The 22,610-nt window shown below is 36.6% G+C and carries 21 protein-coding genes; 9 read left to right on the top strand and 12 right to left on the bottom strand.

Translation table 11 applies throughout. The annotated features are described in order from the left end of the window. The first annotated feature begins 61 nt into the window (after positions 1-61). The 5 genes from NAT50_RS03165 to NAT50_RS03145 all read left to right on the top strand — a co-directional run bounded on the left by NAT50_RS03165 (position 62) and on the right by NAT50_RS03145 (position 9,850). On the top strand, positions 62-5,002 hold the full coding sequence (locus NAT50_RS03165) for a T9SS type B sorting domain-containing protein (protein ID WP_250591382.1): 4,941 nt from the start codon (positions 62-64) through the stop codon (positions 5,000-5,002). A 41-nt stretch (positions 5,003-5,043) separates the two neighbouring features. Continuing rightward, complete coding sequence (locus tag NAT50_RS03160; protein ID WP_250591380.1) at positions 5,044-6,009, top strand: PorP/SprF family type IX secretion system membrane protein; 966 nt, start codon at positions 5,044-5,046, stop codon at positions 6,007-6,009. A gap of 22 nt (positions 6,010-6,031) precedes the next feature. Beyond that, on the top strand, positions 6,032-7,219 hold the full coding sequence (locus NAT50_RS03155) for a phosphoglycerate kinase (protein WP_250591378.1): 1,188 nt from the start codon (positions 6,032-6,034) through the stop codon (positions 7,217-7,219). A gap of 103 nt (positions 7,220-7,322) precedes the next feature. Beyond that, the gene (locus NAT50_RS03150; protein ID WP_250591376.1) at positions 7,323-9,347 is read left to right on the top strand and encodes a LysM peptidoglycan-binding domain-containing protein; all 2,025 of its coding nucleotides are present in this window, start codon (positions 7,323-7,325) and stop codon (positions 9,345-9,347) included. Between the two features lie 56 nt (positions 9,348-9,403). Beyond that, positions 9,404-9,850 (top strand): GNAT family N-acetyltransferase, encoded by a 447-nt coding sequence (locus NAT50_RS03145; protein ID WP_250591374.1) that lies wholly within the window; start codon positions 9,404-9,406, stop codon positions 9,848-9,850. A 105-nt stretch (positions 9,851-9,955) separates the two neighbouring features. On the opposite strand, the gene NAT50_RS03140 is transcribed toward NAT50_RS03145, so the two are convergent. The 5 genes from NAT50_RS03140 to NAT50_RS03120 form a co-directional block, all read right to left on the bottom strand. Continuing rightward, on the bottom strand, positions 9,956-11,578 hold the full coding sequence (locus tag NAT50_RS03140; protein ID WP_250591372.1) for a S41 family peptidase: 1,623 nt from the start codon (positions 11,576-11,578) through the stop codon (positions 9,956-9,958). Between the two features lie 2 nt (positions 11,579-11,580). After that, on the bottom strand, positions 11,581-12,423 hold the full coding sequence (locus NAT50_RS03135; protein WP_250591370.1) for a DUF4349 domain-containing protein: 843 nt from the start codon (positions 12,421-12,423) through the stop codon (positions 11,581-11,583). Positions 12,424-12,538: 115 nt separating this feature from the next. Beyond that, positions 12,539-13,279 (bottom strand): monofunctional biosynthetic peptidoglycan transglycosylase, encoded by a 741-nt coding sequence (gene mtgA, locus NAT50_RS03130; RefSeq protein ID WP_250591368.1) that lies wholly within the window; start codon positions 13,277-13,279, stop codon positions 12,539-12,541. A 5-nt stretch (positions 13,280-13,284) separates the two neighbouring features. After that, complete coding sequence (locus NAT50_RS03125; protein WP_250591366.1) at positions 13,285-14,397, bottom strand: NAD(P)/FAD-dependent oxidoreductase; 1,113 nt, start codon at positions 14,395-14,397, stop codon at positions 13,285-13,287. Further along, entirely contained in the window at positions 14,394-15,539 is a 1,146-nt protein-coding gene (locus tag NAT50_RS03120; RefSeq protein WP_250591364.1) for a sensor histidine kinase, read from the bottom strand. The genes NAT50_RS03125 and NAT50_RS03120 overlap by 4 nt, the downstream gene beginning before the upstream one ends. A 94-nt stretch (positions 15,540-15,633) precedes the next feature. On the opposite strand from NAT50_RS03120, the gene NAT50_RS03115 reads away from it, so the two are divergent. The 3 genes from NAT50_RS03115 to aat all read left to right on the top strand — a co-directional run bounded on the left by NAT50_RS03115 (position 15,634) and on the right by aat (position 17,644). Further along, positions 15,634-16,509: a flavin reductase family protein gene (locus NAT50_RS03115; RefSeq protein WP_250591362.1), complete on the top strand. Its 876-nt coding sequence runs from the start codon at positions 15,634-15,636 to the stop codon at positions 16,507-16,509. A gap of 11 nt (positions 16,510-16,520) precedes the next feature. Then, positions 16,521-16,898, top strand: coding sequence for a DUF3127 domain-containing protein (locus NAT50_RS03110; RefSeq protein WP_250591360.1), 378 nt, complete (start codon positions 16,521-16,523; stop codon positions 16,896-16,898). 95 nt (positions 16,899-16,993) lie between these two features. After that, positions 16,994-17,644: a leucyl/phenylalanyl-tRNA--protein transferase gene (aat, locus tag NAT50_RS03105; protein ID WP_250591358.1), complete on the top strand. Its 651-nt coding sequence runs from the start codon at positions 16,994-16,996 to the stop codon at positions 17,642-17,644. A gap of 24 nt (positions 17,645-17,668) precedes the next feature. Here the strand turns inward: aat and NAT50_RS03100 are convergent, their stop codons facing one another. Together NAT50_RS03100 and NAT50_RS03095 are read right to left on the bottom strand one after the other, a co-directional pair. Next, positions 17,669-17,896 carry a VF530 family protein gene (locus tag NAT50_RS03100; RefSeq protein WP_250591357.1) on the bottom strand — a complete coding sequence of 76 codons (228 nt, stop codon included), beginning with the start codon at positions 17,894-17,896 and terminating at the stop codon, positions 17,669-17,671. Between the two features lie 2 nt (positions 17,897-17,898). After that, complete coding sequence (locus NAT50_RS03095) at positions 17,899-18,456, bottom strand: DNA-3-methyladenine glycosylase I (protein WP_250591355.1); 558 nt, start codon at positions 18,454-18,456, stop codon at positions 17,899-17,901. A gap of 69 nt (positions 18,457-18,525) precedes the next feature. Between NAT50_RS03095 and NAT50_RS03090 the strand changes: the two genes are divergently transcribed. After that, positions 18,526-19,140 carry a thioredoxin family protein gene (locus NAT50_RS03090; protein WP_250591353.1) on the top strand — a complete coding sequence of 205 codons (615 nt, stop codon included), beginning with the start codon at positions 18,526-18,528 and terminating at the stop codon, positions 19,138-19,140. On the opposite strand, the gene NAT50_RS03085 is transcribed toward NAT50_RS03090, so the two are convergent. The 5 genes from NAT50_RS03085 to NAT50_RS03065 all read right to left on the bottom strand — a co-directional run bounded on the left by NAT50_RS03085 (position 19,137) and on the right by NAT50_RS03065 (position 22,482). Beyond that, positions 19,137-19,724, bottom strand: coding sequence for a hypothetical protein (locus tag NAT50_RS03085; protein WP_250591351.1), 588 nt, complete (start codon positions 19,722-19,724; stop codon positions 19,137-19,139). The genes NAT50_RS03090 and NAT50_RS03085 overlap by 4 nt on opposite strands. Next, on the bottom strand, positions 19,714-20,418 hold the full coding sequence (truB, locus tag NAT50_RS03080) for a tRNA pseudouridine(55) synthase TruB (protein WP_250591349.1): 705 nt from the start codon (positions 20,416-20,418) through the stop codon (positions 19,714-19,716). Before truB ends, NAT50_RS03085 begins: the two co-directional genes overlap by 11 nt. Before the next feature lie 7 nt (positions 20,419-20,425). Further along, positions 20,426-21,235 carry an undecaprenyl-diphosphate phosphatase gene (locus tag NAT50_RS03075; RefSeq protein ID WP_250591347.1) on the bottom strand — a complete coding sequence of 270 codons (810 nt, stop codon included), beginning with the start codon at positions 21,233-21,235 and terminating at the stop codon, positions 20,426-20,428. A 67-nt stretch (positions 21,236-21,302) separates the two neighbouring features. Then, the gene (locus NAT50_RS03070) at positions 21,303-21,542 is read right to left on the bottom strand and encodes a DUF3098 domain-containing protein (RefSeq protein WP_250591345.1); all 240 of its coding nucleotides are present in this window, start codon (positions 21,540-21,542) and stop codon (positions 21,303-21,305) included. 64 nt (positions 21,543-21,606) lie between these two features. Then, positions 21,607-22,482 (bottom strand): cell division protein FtsX, encoded by an 876-nt coding sequence (locus tag NAT50_RS03065; protein WP_250591343.1) that lies wholly within the window; start codon positions 22,480-22,482, stop codon positions 21,607-21,609. Positions 22,483-22,610: the final 128 nt, after the last annotated feature.

Raw genomic sequence — 22,610 nt, 5'->3', positions numbered from 1 at the left:
TTTCTCTGCTCAAACATCAAATATATTTACTGGCTTACCGACGGGTACTTACACAGTACAGGTGAACTCAGGTAGAGGATGTTTTGCGACTTTAAATGTTCCGGTAAATCAGCCGACAGATTTAGTGATTGATAGTGCAGTTGTTGATCCATTTACTTGTGCTATTGATAATTCAACTAACGTGGCTACAATTACAGTAAATGCTTCAGGAGGAACAGCTCCATACACGTATAGTTTAGATAATATTAATTATACTTCTTCAAATGTTTTTGAAATAGTAGATAATGGTTCGGTACAAAATTTCACAGTGTATGTGAAAGATTTCAATGGATGTGGAGAAACTATTCCAGTTACTGTAAATCCAATAGTACCTATCACGGCGACTACATCAGCTATAACTATCGATTGTACAAGACCAGAAACAGTTACGGTTACTGCATCTGGTGGATCAGGAAGTTATACGTATTCGTATTTACCGGCAAGTGCTGCTAATATTACACAAGGAACAGCTCCAAATGATAATGTTTTCACTATTACGGCTCCAGGTTCATATTACTTGAGAGTAACAGATGCAGTTACAGGTTGTTATTTAGATCTCCCAGTATATGAAGTTCTTCCTTTCAACAACTTACAGGTGGTTGCTTCACTAGTAAATGGTGTTTCTTGTCTAGGAGGTACTAATGGAACAATTTCTATAGATGTTACTGGCTATTCAGGACTTTACAATTATACAGTATTAGATGCTACCAACAATCCTGTAGTAGGAGCTTCTGGTACAGCTAATACAACAACTAATCCATTTGTTATTCCAGTAGGTTTACCTGCGGGTAATTATACTGTTCAAATTACGGAGACTGCTTCACCTTTCTGTCAGTTTACAACAGGCGTTATTGGTGTAACAACTCCTGCTACTGCAGTGGGTATTGATTTGGTTTCAAATATTAATGCAAACTGTAATGCAAATGCTCAAGTAACTGTTAATGGTACCGGTGGTACTCCAGATTATACCTATGCATTTGTACAAAATAACGTAGTTCCTGCAGCAGGTGATTATACGGCTTCTAATACAGCTTCTTTAGATCCTACTTTAAATACCCAATGGGATGTGTGGGTACAAGATGCTAACGGATGTACGGCTATGCTTGATGTGACTATAACAACAGATCCAATGCCAACAGTAGATGCTCCTACGCTTGCAGTAGATCAATGTACATCAACTGGAACTAACTATACTTTCACAGTTACAGGAACAGGTGTTGCTCCTCTAACATACAGTATTGGTGGTGCATTCCAAAGCAGCCCAACATTTACAGTGGTGGCTTCTTCCACTCCATATACAGTGACGGTGAAAGATGCAAATGGATGTATTGCTACAGATACTATAACTATTTATCCAGTTCTTGGTGTGGTTACTTCGGTTACTGCATTGCCTAGTTGTGCGGATAATGATGGCGTGATTACAATTAATGCTAGTGGTGGTTCTGGAAATTACTCTTACAGTATTTCTCCAGTTGCTGGTACCATTGCGGGTAATGTGATTTCTGGTTTACCAGCAGGAAGCTACACGATTACAGTTACGGATACAACTACATTATGTACTACGACTACAACGGTGATTTTAGGAGCACCAACTCCAGTGACTTTTACAGCAAGTGCTACAATGGTAAGTTGTTTTGGAGGCAGTGACGGAACCATTACGGTTACCTTGGATCCTACAAACGATAATCCAGTATATACTTATGAGATTATCGCCGGTCCAATTACTTTCTCTGCTCAAACATCAAATATATTTACTGGCTTACCGACGGGTACTTACACAGTACAGGTGAACTCAGGTAGAGGATGTTTTGCGACTTTAAATGTTCCGGTAAATCAGCCGACAGATTTAGTGATTGATAGTGCAGTTGTTGATCCATTTACTTGTGCTATTGATAATTCAACTAACGTGGCTACAATTACAGTAAATGCTTCAGGAGGAACAGCTCCATACACGTATAGTTTAGATAATATTAATTATACTTCTTCAAATGTTTTTGAAATAGTAGATAATGGTTCGGTACAAAATTTCACAGTGTATGTGAAAGATTTCAATGGATGTGGAGAAACTATTCCAGTTACTGTAAATCCAATAGTACCTATCACGGCGACTACATCAGCTATAACTATCGATTGTACAAGACCAGAAACAGTTACGGTTACTGCATCTGGTGGATCAGGAAGTTATACGTATTCGTATTTACCGGCAAGTGCTGCTAATATTACACAAGGAACAGCTCCAAATGACAATGTTTTCACTATTACGGCTCCAGGTTCATATTACTTGAGAGTAACAGATGCAGTTACAGGTTGTTATTTAGATCTTCCAGTATATGAAGTTCTTCCTTTCAACACAATAGCAGTGAGTGCTTCTGCAGTATCACCGGTAACATGTTTTGCTGGAACTAATGGATCTATTTCTATTGATGTAACAGGATACTCAGGGTCATATAACTATCAGGTTTTAGATAGTGCAAACAATCCTGTTGTTACAGGTTCAGGAAATACAACGTCGAATCCAATGACAATTAATGGTCTTACAGGTGGAAGCTACACTGTGGTGGTTACAGAAACGGCATCGCCATTCTGTGTAGTAAGTTCTAACAACGTTACTGTTGCTACACCTTCTTTACCATTAGATATTACGGCATTGGAAACGGCTAATGTGACTTGTGATAATAATAAAGGTGTTATTATAGCCACTGCTACTGGTGGATGGGATTCTATTTACACCTATACTATTGATGTTTTACCAGCGGGTGCAACTCAAAATAATAACGTATTCTCAGGAATGCCAGAAGGTACTTATACGATAACTGTTACGGATGCGAATGGTTGTACAGATACTGTTGCTATTACTTTGGTTAAGCCTACTCAAATTACAGCGGATCCTATTGCAACGCAAACGGTGAGTTGTTTTGGTGATCAAAATATGTCAATCATCGTTACTGGAGTTACTGGTGGTCAAGGTTCTAATTATACCTACACACTAAATACTTTATCTCCAATTGTGGCGACTTCAGGACCTCAAACATCTAATGTTTTTGATAATTTAGGAGCAGGAACTTATGAAGTTATTGTTAATGACGGTTATAATTGTGCATCATTACCAATAGCAGCGGTTATTTTACCTAGAACTCAAGTAGAGGCATCATTGTCAATGGTGGCAGGTTCCCAACAATGTGCAGATAGTTCTGCATCATTAACTCTAACAGCTACAGGTGGTGTGGCTCCATACAGTTACAGCACTTCAGCTACTGGTCCGTTTACAGGATCATTCACATCTTCGATTACTTTCAATAATGTTCCTGTGGGTACTTATCAATACTATGTACAAGATGCTAATGGATGTGTTGGTATAGTTTCGAATAGTGTGAAAATTGAACAATTGGCACCATTAACATTAGATATATTGGCAACAACGGATACAGTAATCAACTGTTTTGGAGGTAATGATGCGAACATTCACGTTATAGCTTCTGGAGGAATTGGTGGTTATCAATATACTTTAACCAATACTACTACTGGTGTTGTTTCTTTACCGCAATCAAATGGTGATTTCGTTAATCTAACGGCGGGAACTTATGTGGTTAGTGTGACTAGTGGAAATTGTTCTCCAGTTACTCAAACGATTACTATTACTCAACCAGTCGTTCCATTTGAAGTTACTTTTACTCCAGAAGGAGCAAAATGTTTCGGTGAACCAAATGGTACCATTACGATGACTTTTACAGGTTACAGAGGTACAGTACAATACAGTATTCGTCCTCAAGGAACAACAGATCAGGTTGAAACATTTACAATTGATGATCCTTCTCAACCATATGTAATCACTGGATTATATGGAGATGTTACGTATGATATAATTGTATCGGATATGCCTTTTGGTTGTCCAGTTTCTCAGTCAGTGTTTATTTCTCAGCCTTCAGCTCCAGTTAACTACACTCTTATAAATTATGTTGATGAAGAGTGTGCGGAAGATAATATCGGTAGTATTGAATTCTCAATGTCTGGAGGTACTGCACCTTACAGTGTTTACTATGAAGTTCTTTATCCTGGTTCTTCTACGATTGTTACAAGTGCTACTGAGAATTTAGCGGTAGGAGATACTACACATACTTTCTCAGGTCTTAATGGTGGAATTTATACGGTTTATATTGTTGACGCTAATGGTTGTTCAACTAATTTTGAACAAATCATAGGTAGTGGAGACAACTATAATCCTGTGGCTGTTGTTGAAGCAAAGTGTTACAACGATGTTCCAGGTGTAAAAATAACAGTGGTAAATACCTTAAGTACTGATGGTAGTTTTGGTCCTGGATATACTTTCTCTTTAGGTTCATTCCCTGCTCAAAGTAGTCCAGTGTTTGAATCTATCAATCCAATTTATGCAGCTACACTGTTATCAGGCGGAACGTTTGATATTGATGTTTTAGGTCCAAATGCTTGTCCTAAATCTACACCACAGTTTACTATTGATCCTGTGTTACAATTACAAGTAACTCTTACACAAACGGGATTAAATACTGTAACAGCAACGACTATTGGTGGAAGTGGCGGATACACCTATACTTTCTCAGGAGTAAGTGGAGATGAAACTTCTGAAGGAGTATTTGTATATTTACAATCAGGTACTGTAATGGTTGAAGTAACGGATAGCGCTGGTTGTACAGCAACAGCATCGTTACCAGTTACATTCATTCCAATCTTTATTCCAGATGTGTTTACACCAGACGGAAACGGATCTAACGATACTTGGGCTCCTGAAAATACATCAATCTATCCGAACTTGAAAACACGTATTTACGATAGATATGGTCGTGTGGTGGCCGAATTAAAACCAGGTCAATCATGGGATGGTAAATATGAAGGAAAAGAATTACCAACAGGTGATTACTGGTATGTGATTAAGATTAATGGAAATGACGATAAAGAATTTGTTGGCCATTTCACTTTGTACAGATAATTTAACTCAGAGTTATGAAAAATAGTAATAAGATAACCCAGATGAAAAGAATCTTTTTAGCCCTATTAATGGCTTCGTTTTCGAATGGATTTGCTCAGGAGTTAAATTTACCGGCGGCGACTCAATATCTGGCTGATAATCCTTTTGTGATTTCGCCTACCTATGCCGGTATAGGTGACAACTTTAGAGTTCGAGCTAATGGATTTTTCCAATGGGTGGGTATCGAAGATGCTCCAGCCAACCAAGCTTTATATGCAGATTTTAGGGTTTTAGACCAATCAGGTGTTGGTATTAATCTTTACAATGATAAAAATGGTAATACGCAGCAAACGGGAGGTAAAATCTCGTTTGCCCACCATATTATTTTAGATTATCCTACCCGACAGTATTTATCGTTTGGTATGTCACTAAATCTTAATAATTTCCGTATTGACCCTAATTTCAATGTTAATGATCCTAGTGTTACTAATGACCGTTTTACTTCCAATACCAACTTTGATGTAAGTTTATTGTATAGAAAAGCTGGTTTCTATGGAGCAATCAACATTAGTAATATTGTTAATAAAGACATCAAGAAGTTTGCTACATCCTTAAATGAACCGAACCTGTTGCGTAATTATCAGATTTATACAGGATATGTTTTCAAAGGAAATAGAAGCAGTCGTGTAGAATTTGAACCTTCAGCGTATTTTCAATATTTCGAAAGTGATGGTCGTTCTACAACGGACGTTAACTTGAAATTACGTCACCTAGATTACCAACGTACTGGTTACATCTGGGGTGGAATTACCTATAGAATGTTAAACGATCAACCGCTAAAACCTTTAACAATAGGTCCTATGTTGGGTATCAAAAAAGACGGGTTCTATATGGGATATTCGTATCAGATTTTTACCAGTGAATTGCAGGGATTTAATTCCGGAACACACATGATTACGCTGGGATGGGATTTCTTCCAAGGAATCAGTAACTGTCCTTGTACTCAGAACTCACTTGCAGAAGATTAATCAATTTTAAATAAAAGCCAAAATGAAAACTGTTTTCGATTTCAATTTTAAAGATAAAAAAGCCATTATCCGCGTTGATTTCAATGTGCCTTTGGATAACAATTTTAATGTAACGGATTATACTCGCATTGAAGCGGTTAAACCTACTATAGATAAAATCTTAAATGATGGCGGAAGTGTTATCCTTATGTCTCATTTAGGTCGACCAAAAGGAGTTCAGGATGAGTTTTCATTGCGTCATATTGTAGAAACAGCATCCGAAGTGTTGCAGCGTCCAGTAACCTTTGCTTCTGATTGTATAGGTCATGTAGCAGAAAATGCTGTCAAACATCTTAAATCAGGGGATATTTTGTTACTTGAAAATCTTCGTTTCTACAAAGAAGAAGAAGCTGGTGATGTAGAATTCTCAAAACAGTTGGCTTCTTTTGGTGATATTTATGTAAACGATGCTTTTGGTACTGCCCACAGAGCACATGCTTCAACGGCAATTATAGCCCAGTTTTTCCCTGAAAATAAGTGTTTCGGAACACTTTTAGCTAAAGAAATAGAAAGTTTAAATAGAGTCTTGACAAATAATGAAAAACCTGTGACCGCTGTTTTAGGTGGTAGTAAGGTTTCTTCAAAAATCACGGTCATTGAAAACATTTTGGATAAGATAGACAACATGATTATTGGTGGTGGGATGACGTTTACCTTCATAAAAGCTTTGGGCGGTAAAATTGGAAACTCTCTTTGTGAAGATGATAAGTTGGATTTAGCTTTAGAAATTTTAGAAAAAGCCAAAGAGAAAAACGTAAAAATTCTACTTCCAGTAGACGTCGTGGCTGCTAATGCTTTTGCTAATAATGCAGAAACACAAATCGTTCCCGTTGATGCTATTCCAGAAGGATGGCAAGGATTAGATGTGGGCCCAGCGTCGCTAGAAGCGATCAAGGAAGTGATTTTATCTTCCAAAACAATACTTTGGAATGGTCCTTTAGGCGTATTTGAAATGGATAGTTTCTCGAAAGGTACCATTGAATTAGGCAATTTCATCGCGGACGCAACCTTAAAAGGAGCTTTTTCTTTAGTAGGGGGAGGTGATAGTGTTGCCGCGGTTAAACAGTTTGGATTCGAACCTAAAATGAGTTATGTTTCCACTGGAGGAGGAGCTATGTTAGAAATGCTCGAAGGGAAAACTTTACCTGGTATAGCGGCGGTTATGTGTTAATTAAGTCAATTTTAACAGTTTTTATTGTTCTATTCCATATTAACTGTTTAAGTTTGCAAATAACACAATTTATTGATTCATAACCACTTATAAAAATAAGCTTATGATAAAAAAGAAACTTGCCCTAAGCCTACTCACATTCTTATTAGCCTACAACGGATTTTCACAAGAAAGTAAACCCAAAGATTCGGTGATCCAACCTGAAATCAAAAGGTCTTTCTTGGATTCGATTAAAAATACTTTTGTAGTGGATGAAACCTCTAATTGTATTGACAATCAATGCATCAAAGAACTTTCTTCGACTCAAGATATTTTTGATGGTCTTTTATCTGATATCAAAAATTTAGATTTAAATGTTCCTGTAGATTATGAATTTTCTACGGATGTATTTAAAGAAAGATTACGCTTGATGGATGAAAAGTCTCCTTTTCATATCGATTATAATCCACAATTGGAGAACCTTGTAAAAAACTTTCTAAAAAACCGTAAGCGATCTTACGAACGTTTGATGGGATTGTCTCATTACTATTTCCCTATGTTCGAAGAAGCTATGGCTCGACATAATGTTCCTTTAGAGATCAAATATTTGGCAATAGTAGAGTCGGCATTGAACTCAAAAGCGGTTTCGCGTATGGGTGCAACCGGTTTATGGCAATTCATGTTCCAAACAGGTAAGCAATATGGATTAAGAATCGACTCGTATGTGGATGAAAGAAGTGATGCTTATAAAGCTTCAGACGCTGCTGCACGTTATATGGCCGGTATGTATAAAATTTTTGGCGATTGGGAGTTGGTCTTAGCTTCGTATAATTCTGGTGCGGGTAATGTAACCAAAGCGATTCGACGCTCGGGTGGTTTTCAAAATTTTTGGAATATAAAAAGCAAGTTACCTAAAGAAACACAAGGGTATGTTCCTGCGTTCTTAGCGACAATGTATATTTTCGAATACCATAAAGAACATGGAATTGTTCCGCAAAAGCCAGTGGCCAATCATTTAGAAGTGGATACTATAGCTGTTAAAAAGAACATATCTTTCAAGCAGTTATCAGACTTGCTAGATATTCCTGTACCTGATTTGGAATTTTTAAACCCTTCTTATAAAATGAAGGTTGTTCCTTATATCACTGGAAGAACGAATTTTATAACCTTACCGAAAAATAAAATTGCGGTTTTTGCTTCTAACGAAGATAAAATATATGCCTACGTAGACTACGAGGAAAGCAAAAGAGAAAAACGTTTGGCTCCTAAGCAGAAGAAAGAAGCTATTTTGCCTACTGCACCAGTTGAAGAAGCGTTGGTGCAGACTACTAAAACTACCAAAAGCAATGCGCGTACTAAGTTTCACACGGTAAGACCTGGTGATAATTTGGGAGCTATCGCTTCTAAGTATGGTGTAACCGTAAAAGAAATCAAAGATTGGAACAATATGCGTTCTACAGCGCTTCAATCGGGAAGAAAGTTAAAAATACAAGTTAAGGATACAACATCAGTTCAAGAGGAAGCAATAGCACAAGTGGATTCAGGAGTGAATAAAGTAGCTAAAACCAAAAGCCCTGTTGTTGCTGAGACTAATCTTAAAAAATCAACAGCCATTGCTGAGCATACCGTTTCAGAAGGTGAAACGCTTACGACTATCGCTAAAAAATACCGTATGTATGTGGCTGATTTAAAAAAAATCAATAATCTAAAAGAAAGTACAGTCAAGGTAGGTGATAAGTTAAAATTAAAAGCAACTATAGACAATGTCGATAAGGCTGAACAAATCGAAGAAGCTGTTGCATCGAATGATACTAAAGAAAATATCCATACCGTTAAAAAAGGAGAAAATATTTTCCAAATTGCAAAAATCTATAAAGTAGGTGTGGATGATATCTTGAATTGGAACAATTTAACCACTACGAATATCAATGTAGGTGATGAATTGAAAATCGAAAAGGTTCAGGAAGTTGTGGCTGAAACACCTAAGAAGAAAATCAATAAATTTGAAGAACAACGTTTGTATATTGTTCAAAAAGGAGATTCTTTATTCAAAATCTCACAAAAGCACAACATTACTGTAGCGGAATTGAAAAAGAAAAACAACATAAAAGACAATGAACTTCAACCAGGTATGAAGTTAAAAATCTAAAGAAAGGGAGTCGTAAAGATTCCCTTTTTTAATTAATTTTGAACCAAATCACTTCCATGGAATTACAATTTACAATAAAAAAGTTCGAGGAACTGACTGTTCCTGAATTGTACCAGTTACTTCGATTGCGTAGCGAAGTTTTTGTCGTAGAACAAAATTGTGTCTATCAGGACATAGACAACAAGGATCCGAAAGCGCTACATGTTTTAGGACTTTATGAAGGAGAAATTGTGGCTTATACTCGTCTTTTTGACGCGGGTTATTATTTTGACGAAGCCTCTATTGGCAGGGTGGTTATATCGGATAAGTACAGAGACCGAAAATGGGGACACGAATTGATTCGCGTTTCCATTCAAGCGATTAAAGACTATTTCGGTAAAACTAAAATTACGATTTCTGCGCAAGAATATCTTAAGAAATTCTATGAAAGCCATGGCTTTGTGCAAACTTCCGAAATGTATTTAGAAGATGATATTCCTCACATTCAAATGAAAATCGAATAGGATAGAATACCTTATTTGAGATGTATTGAATTCTATAAGTTTTTAAACCTTTCAAAGGAGATATAAAAAAAGCGCTGAATCTATAAACCAGCGCTTTTTCATTACTTATTTTTTAAGAATTTTATTGTATTCGGAAGGGTTAGAGAGCAGTTGGGTCGCTTTTTTTATCTCATTATCATTTTTAAGATAGTATTGATACAATCCCTCCTTGTACTGATAACGTATGATCAACTCATCTCGAAGTTCGTTTAAAATTTCTGTTTTGTTTTTGTTTAATTCGGTTTCTTCGGCCTTTTTAACAGCATCCATCAACTGATTGTATTGTGTTTGGATAGTGGCGTCTAAATTCTCCTTTTTAGCCTGTTCTAAGGTTTCTTTAAGCAATTGTTCGGTCTTGGTGTCGAAACTAAAGTTCTTTGCCTTTAAATAAGCTTTAAATTGGTTAAAATCGGTATCGTTCACTTCTTTGAATGACGGATTTTTATAAACCCATTGTGTGGCGAAATCGAAAACCACATCATTTTTAGATAAAGCTTCAAGCACAGCACTTTTTTTAGATTGTTGAAGTTCAATATCCGGTTGTATGCCACCACCATCATAAACAGTTCTTCCTGCTCGTGTTTTAAAAGCCGTATAATCTTTTGCTTCTGTTTTAATCGCTTTTCCGTTCGCATCTTTTTTCGAATAATCCAAGGCTTGAATACATCTGCCAGAAGGAGTATAATATCTCGAAATGGTCACTTTGAGCTGTGTTCCGTAGGTTAATTCCAACGGGCGTTGCACCAGCCCTTTACCAAAACTTCGTGTACCAATAATTACCGCACGATCTAAATCTTGCAACGCGCCCGCCACAATTTCACTGGCAGAGGCACTTTTACCGTCTACTATAATGGCTAATGGAATTTTTGTATCTACAGGGCTTTTGTTGGTTTTGTAGACATTATTATGTTTTTGTATTTTAGATTTGGTGGTAACGATGATTTCGTTTGCTGGAACAAAAAGGTTACAAATATTTACAGCTTCTCCCAATAAACCTCCCGGATTACCACGCAAATCCAATATGATTTGGGTAGCACCTTGTTCTTTGAGTTTTTCTAAGGCTTCTTTGGTTTCAGTACTGGCTTTTGCGTTAAATTGTGACAGCACGATATAACCAGTTTTATCGTCGACTTTCCCAAAAAAAGGAACAGCTTTAATGTCGACTTCATCCAATACAATTTGGGTTTGCTTTTTTTCGTTATTGCGTTGGTATTGGATAGCGATTTTTGTGTTGCGACTTCCTTTAAGCAATTGTGAAGCATCTTCTTTGAAATCTTTCAGGAGAACATCTCCAATTTGAATAATTTCATCACCGGCTTTCAACCCCGCTTTGTCGGCAGGATAATCTTTATAGACTTCTCGAATAATCAACTTGCCTTCTTTTCTGTTAATCACCGCGCCAATTCCGGTGTACTCACCCGTATTGTTAATCTTAAATCGAGCGACATCGGCTTCATTAAAATAAACGGTATAAGGATCCAGATCGGCCAACATGTTTTTAATGGCTTTGTCCATCAAATCCGCCGGATTGGTCTGGTCTACATAGTTCATGTTAACCGTTTTAAAAAGCGTAGTGAAAATTTCAATTTGTTTGGCAATTTCAAAAAAATCATCTTTGAAACTTACCCCTACAAACAAAAAGCCACTGGCTAGGGCCGGAAGTATATATCTTTTTTTAAATGACAACATAATTATGCTTTTTTCTTAAAAAATCTTCTTTTGATTAGAAGAAATATCCCTACGAAAATAAGGATAAAAGGCCAAATACTAATCACTCCTAACATAAAATTAGATAATCCGTTAAATCCTTCTTTTATTGCGTTCCAAATTTTACTTCCATACGAAACTGTGGCGCCACTTTCGGAAGCATTGTTAGTATACATTTCTATGCTGATGGTACTCAAAGAAACCTTGTTTTGCATATATTTCAGTTGGCCTTCTTTAGCTTCAATTTCTTCGCGTATTTCGGCCAATTGTTTTTCAATTTCCAGCATTTCAGAGACTTTATTGGCCTTCGATAATAATTGTAAATACCGTTGTTCGAGTTTCTTTTTGGTATTCATGCGCGATTGTATATCGATAAACTCCTCGGTCACATCTTGTTGTGAAATCTCCTTTCGATCAAAATGAGTGATTCCTTTGCTGATGTTTTCAATAAAAGTATCGAAGTGCTGATTAGGAATTCTAATCGTAAGGTTACGATAGACCGAATAGTCGTTTTTCCCAGATTCATCGGTTTGAATGATTGCTTTGTAATCTTGCACCGCCTTTTGAATAGTCTGAAAAGATTCGTTCAGATTACGAGATTCAAAACTGAGATGGGCATTTTTAATGATTTTAGTCTGTTGGGATGCAGGCGCCACCGAACCGACACTCGCTGAATCAACAATTTCATGATCATCGTAAGGAGCGTTTGCTTTAGCAGGTGCCATTAATTTTATCTCAGAAACCGCAACAGATTCTGAAGCCTTATTTTCTTTGCAGGAAATTTGGAATAATACCGAAGCATAAAGGAGTAAAAATAGTTTGCGCATAAGAGTTTGTTTTTTGTATAATGTGATTTATACTTAACTATCAAAAATGCAGCCAAAAAAAAGAGCAAACATTAAAAAAGTTGCTCTTTTATTATCTTTAGTGTTAATTTATTGCTTAATAATTCAATTTTCCAACATGTCGCATCACGCGAAGGGTTTTGTTTTTACGTTTTTCTACATAATTAGAGGATCCTACGGCTTTATATTTTCTAGGACTTGGTAAGATCGCTGCAATAGAGGCCGCTTCATATTTGGTAAGGTTTTCGGCACTTTTATGAAACCAATATTTACTTGCGGCTTCGGCACCATAAACGCCATCTCCCATTTCGATACTATTTAGGTAGACTTCCATGATGCGTTCTTTTCCCCAAACCAGCTCAATTAAAACCGTGTAGTAAGCTTCAAAAAATTTACGGATGTAACTTCTCCCTTGCCAAAGAAAAACATTTTTGGCAGTTTGTTGCGAAATGGTGCTTCCTCCTTTGAGTTTTTTACCTTTCAAATTGCTTTTGAAAGCCTTGTTCATGGCCGAAAAATCGAAACCATTGTGTTGAAGGAATAAACCATCTTCACTGGCAATTACCGCTTTTTGCAGATTGATTGAAATATCTTCCAGAGGAACCCAGTCGTGTTCATAGCGCAATTCTTCACCAGCTAATTTTTGTTCTATGGAACGACTAATCATTAATGGAGTAAAAGGAACAGGAACAAATTTAAATAGTAAAACCAATGCAATAGAAATCAGATTGAACCAGATAAAAACTTTGAATAGAAATCGCTTAACCTTTGCCCAAAAAGTGGTAGGTTGCTTGGATTTCGGTTTTGTTTTAGAGGTTGTTGCTTTCTTTGTTGCCATGATGGTTATATTAAATCTGCTAATTCTTGTCCAATTAAATTGCCTATCGCTACGCCCATGCCGCCCATGCGAACACCACAAAAAACATTATTGGATAAGGGTTTTACTATGGGGTTTTTGTGTGCTCCCACACCCATAATACCACTCCAACGATGGGCTATTTTTATGTCAGTTTGCGGCAAAATTACAGTTTTTAACAATTCTTCCAATCGGTTCTGAATTAAAACGGTTTGTTCTAAACTCGTGGTAGTTTCGCCTTCGAAGTCTAGATTTCGACCTCCTCCAAATAAAATTCGATCATTAATGTTTCTAAAGTAATAATAGCCTTTGTCTAAATGAAAGGTTCCTTTGATATCAAGATTTGGAATAGGTTCTGTAATTAATACCTGAGCACGAGCGGGTTTGACTTCGTTTTGGGTTAATTCTCCAGCAAAACCATTGGTGGCAAAAAATAACTTTTTGGTTTTGAAAGCGAAATCATTAATCTGGACTTCAACTTCGTCGCCTAAATCGATAAAATGCTCTACCGTTAGATTATTCAAAATTTGAATATTGTTAGCATACGTTTTTTTTAGCAACGCCTGCATCATGTTGCCCGTATCGATTTGTGCTTCAAAAGAATTAAAAATGCTGTATTCTTTAATTTTTTGAAAACCAAACCGGTCAAATTGTTTTTCAAAGACATCTGCTTTAAATAAGGGACGGAGCAAATCGTTGATAAAAGGCATTTTTTGAAGACACTCATGGTAGCAGGAATCCTCTTCTTCTAAAAACAATTCATAGCCTCCAAAGGGTTTAAAATCAATTGCTTGATCGCCTAAATTTTTTCGCAATAGTTGCAATCCGTTCCAGCGTTTCTGCACTAATTGAATCACTTCTTCTTCGGTATGAGTTTTTAAATCGTCTATGATTTCCGATAGGGAACCAAAACAAGCAAATCCCGCATTCTTGGTGCTAGCGCCTTCAGGCAACATTCCTTTTTCTAGAATTAGGATTTTACTTTCCGGAAAGCGTTCCCGTAAACGAAGTGCGGTATGCAGACCCACAATACCACTTCCTACAATGGTAAAATCAACTTGAGTAAACCAATTTTTTAATTCCCAATAACTTAATTTCATCTTTTAAAGCTAATTTGAAAAGTAGTGCCTTTGCCTATTTCAGAATGTAATACTCTGATTTTTCCTTTGTGATATTTTTCTACAATACGTTTGGTTAACGAAAGTCCTAATCCCCAACCTCTTTTTTTGGTGGTGTAACCAGGTTCGAAGATTTTTCTGAATTGGTTTCGAGGAATTCCTTTTCCGTTATCGGTCACTTTGATCTTAGCTACGCGCCCATCGTCGATGATGCTGATATCAATTTTTCCTCTTCCTTTCATCGCGTCGATGGCGTTTTTGACTAAATTTTCGATGGTCCAGCTATGAAGGGTCTGATTTATTTTGATGGGAATTTCGTAATCAGGGGCTCTGAATGTAAATTCGACTTGTTCCGAAAAACGCGTCACTAGATAATCATAAGCGGCTTTGGTTTCTTGTACCAAATCTTTTTCTTCTACGATAGGTTCCGAACCTATTTTAGAAAAGCGGTCGGTAATATTTTGCAGACGATCGATATCTTTTTCAATCTCTTCGACCATTAGCGGATCGATGTTGTCGGATTTCATAATCTCTAACCAACCAATTAAGGAGGATAGTGGTGTTCCTATTTGATGCGCAGTCTCTTTTGCCATACCGGCCCAAAGTTTATTCTCCGTAGATACTTTACTGGCTTTGTAATAATTGTAAACCAAGCCGGCAAAGAGGAGAATAATAAGTAATAGAGCAATAGGATAATATTTCAATTTGGTTAACAAAGGAGAATTGGCATAGTATAAATAGCGAAACTTTCCTTTGTCGTATTCTATTTCGATTTTGTTTTTAGACTTTTTATAAATATTGAGTAGTTGTCTGATTTTTTGAGGATCGCTTATGATTTTTTCATCAATGTTATTGGCTCCTATAATGCTATCATTGGCATCAGTTAAAATATTAGGAATGGTGCTATTGTTGGTGATAATTTGTAAAGGCAAATCCACATCAGTATTGTCCGAAGCGTTTTGTAATGTTTTCTGCGCGGTAGCCCAAAGTTCCATCTTATTTCTCTCTTCGTCCTTAAAGATTTGGAAAAACGTATACGTATTCCATAAAATCAGGACAGTGATTAAGAAGGAAAGGAGTATGATAATCCAACGTATCGTATTGCTTCGGTTCGAAAAATTCATAGTTCTTGTTCAGGGTTTAAATATACTAAAAACTCTATTTTCTATTCTTTATTTTCTGGCTTCTTTCTTACTTTTGTTTCAAATTTGATACATCATGAAAAGTTTTTCCCCAAAGGATATTCCCACCCCTCAATTACAAAGCTATTTACAAGGGGCTGTAGCACCAAGACCGATTGCTTTTGCTAGTACGATTGACGAACAAGGAAGACCAAATTTATCGCCTTTTAGTTTTTTCAATATGTTTAGTACTAACCCGCCAATCTTGATTTTTTCGCCAGCTAGAAGGGTGCGAGGAAATACAACCAAACATACTTTAGAAAATGCTAGAGCAACCAAAGAAGTCGTTATAAATGTAGTAAATTATGCTATAGTTCAGCAAATGTCTTTGTCGAGTACCGAATATGCTGAAGGTGTAAATGAATTTGAAAAGGCGGGATTAACCGCGATTCCATCGGATGTTGTTAAACCATTTCGAGTGGCTGAATCTCCTATTCAATTCGAATGTAAAGTGAATGAAGTGGTAGCTTTGGGAACCGAAGGAGGTGCCGGTAACTTGATTATTTGTGAAGTGGTGAAAATTCATATCAATGAAGACGTTCTAGATGAGAATGGTACTATTGATCAACACAAGATAGATTTGGTTTCCCGAATGGGAGGAAATTGGTATTCACGTGCCAACCAAGGATTGTTCGAAGTTCCTAAACCTTTGGTAACTCTAGGAATTGGTGTAGATTCTATTCCTGATTTTATCAAAACAAGCAGTGATTTTGATGGAAACGATCTAGGGATGTTAGGCAATATCGAAGCCTTGCCAAGCGAAGAAGAAATTGCTATATTTGTACAGGAAAATTTTACTGTAAAAGCAGTTTTAAGTTCCGATGATCGACACAAAGTCAATCAGTTAGCAAAACAATATTTAGAAAAAAACGACATACTTTCGGCTTGGAAAGTATTGTTAGCAAAGCAATAAAATTAGAGAAAATGGAAGTTACAGGAAGAATTAAAGTGATTAACCCTACACAAGAGGTTAGCGCATCGTTTAAGAAAAGAGAGTTAGTGGTTACTACCGATGAGCAGTATCCACAACATATTATGATCGAATTTACTCAGGCAAAAGTCGATGATTTAAATAACTTCCAAGTGGGTGAACCGGTAAAAGTTTCTATTAACTTAAGAGGTCGTGAGTGGGTAAACCCTCAAGGCGAAACCAAATATTTCAATTCAATTCAAGGATGGAGAATTGAGCGTTTACAACAAGCCGCTCCTGCAGGACAACCAATGCCTCCAATGCCGGCAGCTCAAGCTTTTGAACCAGCGACATCTTTTAATGAAGAAGAACACGACGATCTTCCATTCTAATAAAGAAACATAAAACATAATCCCAAATTCCAATAGTTTGTTGACCATGACTTAGTGTTGGAATTTGGGATTTTATATTTCATACATCTCAGATTATGTATTGGATTGATAAAGAATTGTATTTTCCACCCGTCGAACAAACCTCTAAGGAAGGGATTATAGCCATTGGTGGTGATCTTTCACCGGAACGATTGTTATTGGCGTACAAGAATGGAATTTTTCCTTGGTTTGACGATGGCGACCCTATTCTATGGTGGTGTCCCGCAGACCGAATGGTACTTTTTCCTGAAGAATTTAAGCCTTCTAAAAGTATGCGGAATATTATCAATAGGGGAGTTTTTACCTTTACCTTTAACAAAGCGTTTCGTGAGGTAATGCAAAATTGTCAGCAAATTAAGCGAGAAGGGCAGTATGGTACTTGGATTACCGATGAGATGATAGATTCCTATACTTTTTTACATGAAATTGGCCGTGCCATGTCTGTTGAGGTGTGGCTTAATGATGAATTGGTTGGTGGATTGTATGGAGTAGATATGGAAACCATTTTCTGTGGCGAAAGTATGTTCTCTAAAGTCAGTAATGCTTCTAAAGTAGCATTTTATTACTTGGTACAATTTCTGAAGGCTAATCAATACAAATTATTAGATTGTCAAGTATACAACGATCATTTGGCTAGTTTGGGATGCAGGGAAATTCCTAGAGAAGATTTTCTAGACATTCTAAAATCAAATTCATCTTCAGATTAAAACAGATAATAGTAGCATTACAAGTTACAGAGACATTTTAGGCAAAGTTTTAATATATAAAGCCTCTACTTTCTTTCTAGCCCAATCGGTTTTTCGTAAAAAGGTTAAACTCGATTTTACAGATGGATTTTCTTTAAAGCATTTGATGTTGATTAATTCCGCAAGCGTATCAAATCCGTAAAAATCTACCAATTGTTCTACGATAGTTTGCAATGTTTTTCCGTGAAGCGGATCGTTGTTTTTGTGTTCCATCTTTATTGTCTTTTCCAGCATTCTTCTACATGATCGTTAACCATTCCGGTAGCCTGCATGTGCGCATACACCACGGTAGAACCTACAAATTTAAATCCGCGTTTCTTTAAATCCTTGCTCAGTTTATCGGAAATTTCCGTGGTGGCAGGAACTTCTTTTAATGTTTTAGGCTTGTTATCAATAGGCTTTCCATCAACAAAACTCCAAATGTACTCGGAAAAACTACCAAATTCTTCTTGAATTTGCATAAAGGCCTGCGCATTGGTTTTTGTAGCTTTGATTTTTAAGCTATTGCGGATAATACCAGGATCTTCTTTTAAAGTTTCCATTTTAAGCTCATCGTAAGTTGCAATTTTCCTATAATCGAAATTATCGAATGCTTTTCGGAAATTTTCTCTTTTCGCTAAAATAGTATACCAACTCAATCCGGCTTGAAAGGTTTCAAGAACTAAAAACTCAAAAATGGTTTGATCATCATATACTGGGGTTCCCCACTCGTTATCGTGATAATCTCGATAGAGATCATCCTTTTCACACCATGCGCAACGCTTTTTTTCCATTAATTGTGATTTTTGTTACTAACCGATTTTCGAATTAGTTGTAAATTTACATAAATAATGTTTGTAAAAATGAAAACAGAAATTGCACAAGCCATCACCAAAGGGATTTCGTATCCAGAATATAGAAAAATTGTTTCAGATTTAATAGCCAACGGGAAATCAACAGGAACCGAACAGAGCGACGATTTGTTGCACTACAGCAAATTGAATGAAACTAGAATGAACCGATTGGATAAAACCATTCATATTCCCGAGGAAGTGGTTGAAAAACTAAATTCATTAAAGAAAGAATATATCTGGTTGGTGCTAACGGAAGGTTGGTGTGGTGATGCCGCGCAAATTCTTCCGATATTGTTCAAACTAGCTTCGGCAACGGATAAAATTAAATTGAAATTAGTTTTTAGAGACGAGAATGAAGCTTTGATGAATTTATTCTTAACCAATGGAGGAAAATCGATTCCAAAAGTAATCATCGTTGAGGAAGAAGACTTGGCCTTTAAATCTTCTTGGGGACCACGTCCTGAAGGGGCAGCCAACTTGATTAAGAGTTACAAAGAACAATACGGTGTCATTGATGAAACAGCAAAAACCGAATTGCAAATGTGGTATTTGCATGATAAAGGTTTAAGTACGATGAACGAACTTACCGATTTAATGCTGCATTTGGAGCAATTAGGCCATTAAAAGGTTTTAATATAGCCACCAATATTGAAGAGTAAAGTGTTTTCGTTGTAGTGAAGGTTAAAACGATACGAGGAAACTTCAATGAAAAGTCCAAAATCATTGGCATCAGATTCGAATCCTAAGGAGTATTTTTGGTATTTTCCTTGCATATTACCCCTTCCTACAGCAAAACCTCTTCCTAGTCCAGTTTGTAGCACTAAGCGTACATCATCGCCTAATAATGGGCTAAGACTAATGTTACCATAAACGGGAACTGCGACCAAACGTTCGTTAGCTTTCCAGTCAAATCCGGTGTGGGCACTTAAGGACAACCATTTGTTTTTATGAACGCCGAGACCATATTTAAAACCTAAACCATTGGCAAGAAACCACGGACGCGATTCATCAAAGGAAGTGTTCGGATCATCGGATTCGGTATTTCCAATGATAGAAGTGTTCAGTTCGTATTGTTGAAAAAATCGATTTTCAGCATTTCTTTCTTTATTTGATCCGTTTCCTTCAACCGTAACGTAATTAGTGTTATTTTGACTAGAAACCGTTAGGGAAAATAAAAAAATAACAAGGAGGAAAAACCTATTTTTCATGTTTTGGGATGAGTTTGTCGAATTCTTCAGGAGTTAACGCATTTTCCACGCTATACTCCCCAATTTTGGTTCTTCGCAAGGCTGTCAAATGACCGCCAGACTGCAACGCTAAACCAAAGTCGTGTGCCAACGAACGAATATAGGTTCCTTTACTACATTGTACTCTAAAATCGATTTCAGGCAATGCAATTCGAGTGATTTCAAATTCGTATATAGTGGTTTTTCTAGCTTCAATTTCAACTGCAGAACCCTCACGGGCATGTTCATACAAGCGTTTTCCTTCTTTTTTAATAGCCGAAAAAACAGGAGGTTTTTGGTCGATTTCCCCTAAAAATTGTTTCACCGTGTCATGAATCAAAGCTTCTGTGATATGTTCGGTTGGAAAAGTAGCATCAATTGCGGTTTCTAAATCGTAAGAAGGCGTGGTAGCACCAATCATTATGGTTCCGGTATATTCTTTGGTTTGCGCCTGAATTTCGCTGATTTTTTTAGTGAATTTCCCCGTACAAACAATCAACAAACCACTAGCTAAAGGATCTAGCGTTCCAGCATGACCAATTTTGAATTTTTTCGGTAGACCCAATCGGTTTTTTAAAACATATTTTAATTTGTTCACCGCCTGAAAGGAACTCCAGGTTAATGGTTTGTCTATTAACAAAACTTGTCCGTTTAGAATATCTTCTGCCGAATACAAAATAGGATTATTTAAAGTAAGAGAAATAAATCAATAAGAAAGAACCTGCTATAATACGATACCAACCCCAAGGTTTGAAGCCGTATTGTTTGATGATTCCAATGAAAAACTTAATGGCTAAAACAGCAACAACAAATGCAACAAGATTACCTACTATAAACATGGTAATGGTCTCTTTGGATTGTAGAATCAATTCGTAACCTTTCATCTGGCTGTGTTCGTAAGTTTTTAAAAACACCGAATAACAAGTTACCGCCAACATGGTAGGAACTGCCAAGAAAAATGAAAATTCAGCCGCCGCATGACGAGACAAGCCTTGTTGCATTCCGCCAATAATAGAAGCAGCACTTCTACTGGTTCCAGGCATCATAGCCAAACATTGCCAGAAACCTATAGTCACTGCTTTCTTAATAGTGATGTCTTCTTCTTGGGTAATGGTTGGGTTTTGAAAATAGTTATCGATAAATAACAAAACTACTCCACCAACAATCAGTACAACAGCAATAGGTATAGGATTGCCTAAAATAGCTTCAATTTTGTCATCGAATAATTTTCCTAGAACCAAAGCAGGGATGACTGCACAAGCCAGTTTAATGAAAAAGTTGAATTTAGAGAAATCGAAAAACTTTTTCCAATACAAGGCTACCACCGCTAAGATGGCTCCAAATTGAATAGAAACTTGAAATAATTTCACAAAATCGTCTTCTTGTATACCAAAATACGAACTTGTGAAAATCATGTGTGCTGTAGAAGATACCGGCAAATACTCGGTTAACCCTTCAACGATCGCAATGAGAATAGCTTTAAGTAAATCCATTGTTTGCAGTGTTCAGTTTGCAGTGTTCAGTTTGCAAAATCTGCGTTCCGACCACTGAAGATACTGTTTACTTTTGAGTATCAGTTTTTTTAAAAATCGAATAAATCGTAATTCCAAAACCAATTAGGACTACGGTAGGAGCCAATCGGATTCTTCTGAAACTGAAGATTTCAGGATTGAAAACATTAGGGTCGTCGCTTCCGCCACCTGCCATAAGGATAAAACCCAATGCAATAACTGCTAAACCAATTAAAAGTATGGTGTAATTTCCCTTTTCGAAAAGAAAATTATTTTTGTTCTCTTCCATAATGTATTGAAGTTTTTTTGTTTCGAATTGCTTTTAGAGGCTCCAAACACCTATTTCTTTTGGATTAATAAAGATCGTCTGTTCTTAAATTTAAGAAACGTTGGGTAGCAAAGTGAGTACTTAACCAAGTAATTAATACTCCAGCTGCGAAAACACCCAAAAGGATTAAGAATATCGATAATTGATCTTCCATAATACCAAGGTTAGGGAAATTGGAATCGACATAGAACAATACGCCCAATAATGCCAATATGGCAACGCCAGAGCCAATCATTCCTAATTTTATGCTTCGGATGATGAATGGTTTTCGGATGAAAGCTTTGGTAGCACCAACCATTTGCATTGTCTTAATAATGAAACGATTCGCATAAATCGACAAACGCAAAGAGCTATTAATCAATAAAACGGCTACAACGGTTAAAAAACCACTAATGATTAGAATCCACATACTGGCTTTCTCCACATTTTCGTTAACCAATTGAACCAATTGTTTGTCGTAAATAATATCAGCAATTAATTTATTTTCGCGTAGTTTTCTTTCAATTTTAGCAATACTGTCGCTTTCTACATAATCAGCTTTGATATGAATGTCAAAAGAATTTTGTAACGGATTTACTCCTAGAAATTCCATGAAATCTTCTCCAATAATATCAGAGTGTGTCTTTGCTGCGGCATCTTTAGAAACAAAATCTACCGTTTTAGCAAATGTTGTAGCTTTTAAACTGTCTCCAAATTTTTGAAGCGTAGAATCCTGTGCCTCGTCTTTAAAGTAAACAGACATGGCAATACCCTCTTTGAAATCGTTCGACAGTTTTCTAGAGTTTACTACAAATAACGCTAGTAAACCTAACATAAATAGAACTAAAAATACACTCAAGACTACTGAAAAGTAAGACGTCACTAATCGGCGTCTTTGAAATTTTTCAAAAGATGAACTCATACGACAAATTATTTGGGGGTAAAAATAGCAAAGAATTTCTTTATATAAAGTTAATAACGCGCAAAGTTTCGTGTTTCTTATAATAAATGTAAATTTGCATCTTAATTTTTTGTTTCAAGTGTCGAGAT

The sequence above is a fragment of the Flavobacterium luminosum genome, from assembly GCF_023635005.1.
Classification (GTDB): domain Bacteria; phylum Bacteroidota; class Bacteroidia; order Flavobacteriales; family Flavobacteriaceae; genus Flavobacterium; species Flavobacterium luminosum.
This window is presented reverse-complemented; position numbering and strand designations above follow the sequence as displayed.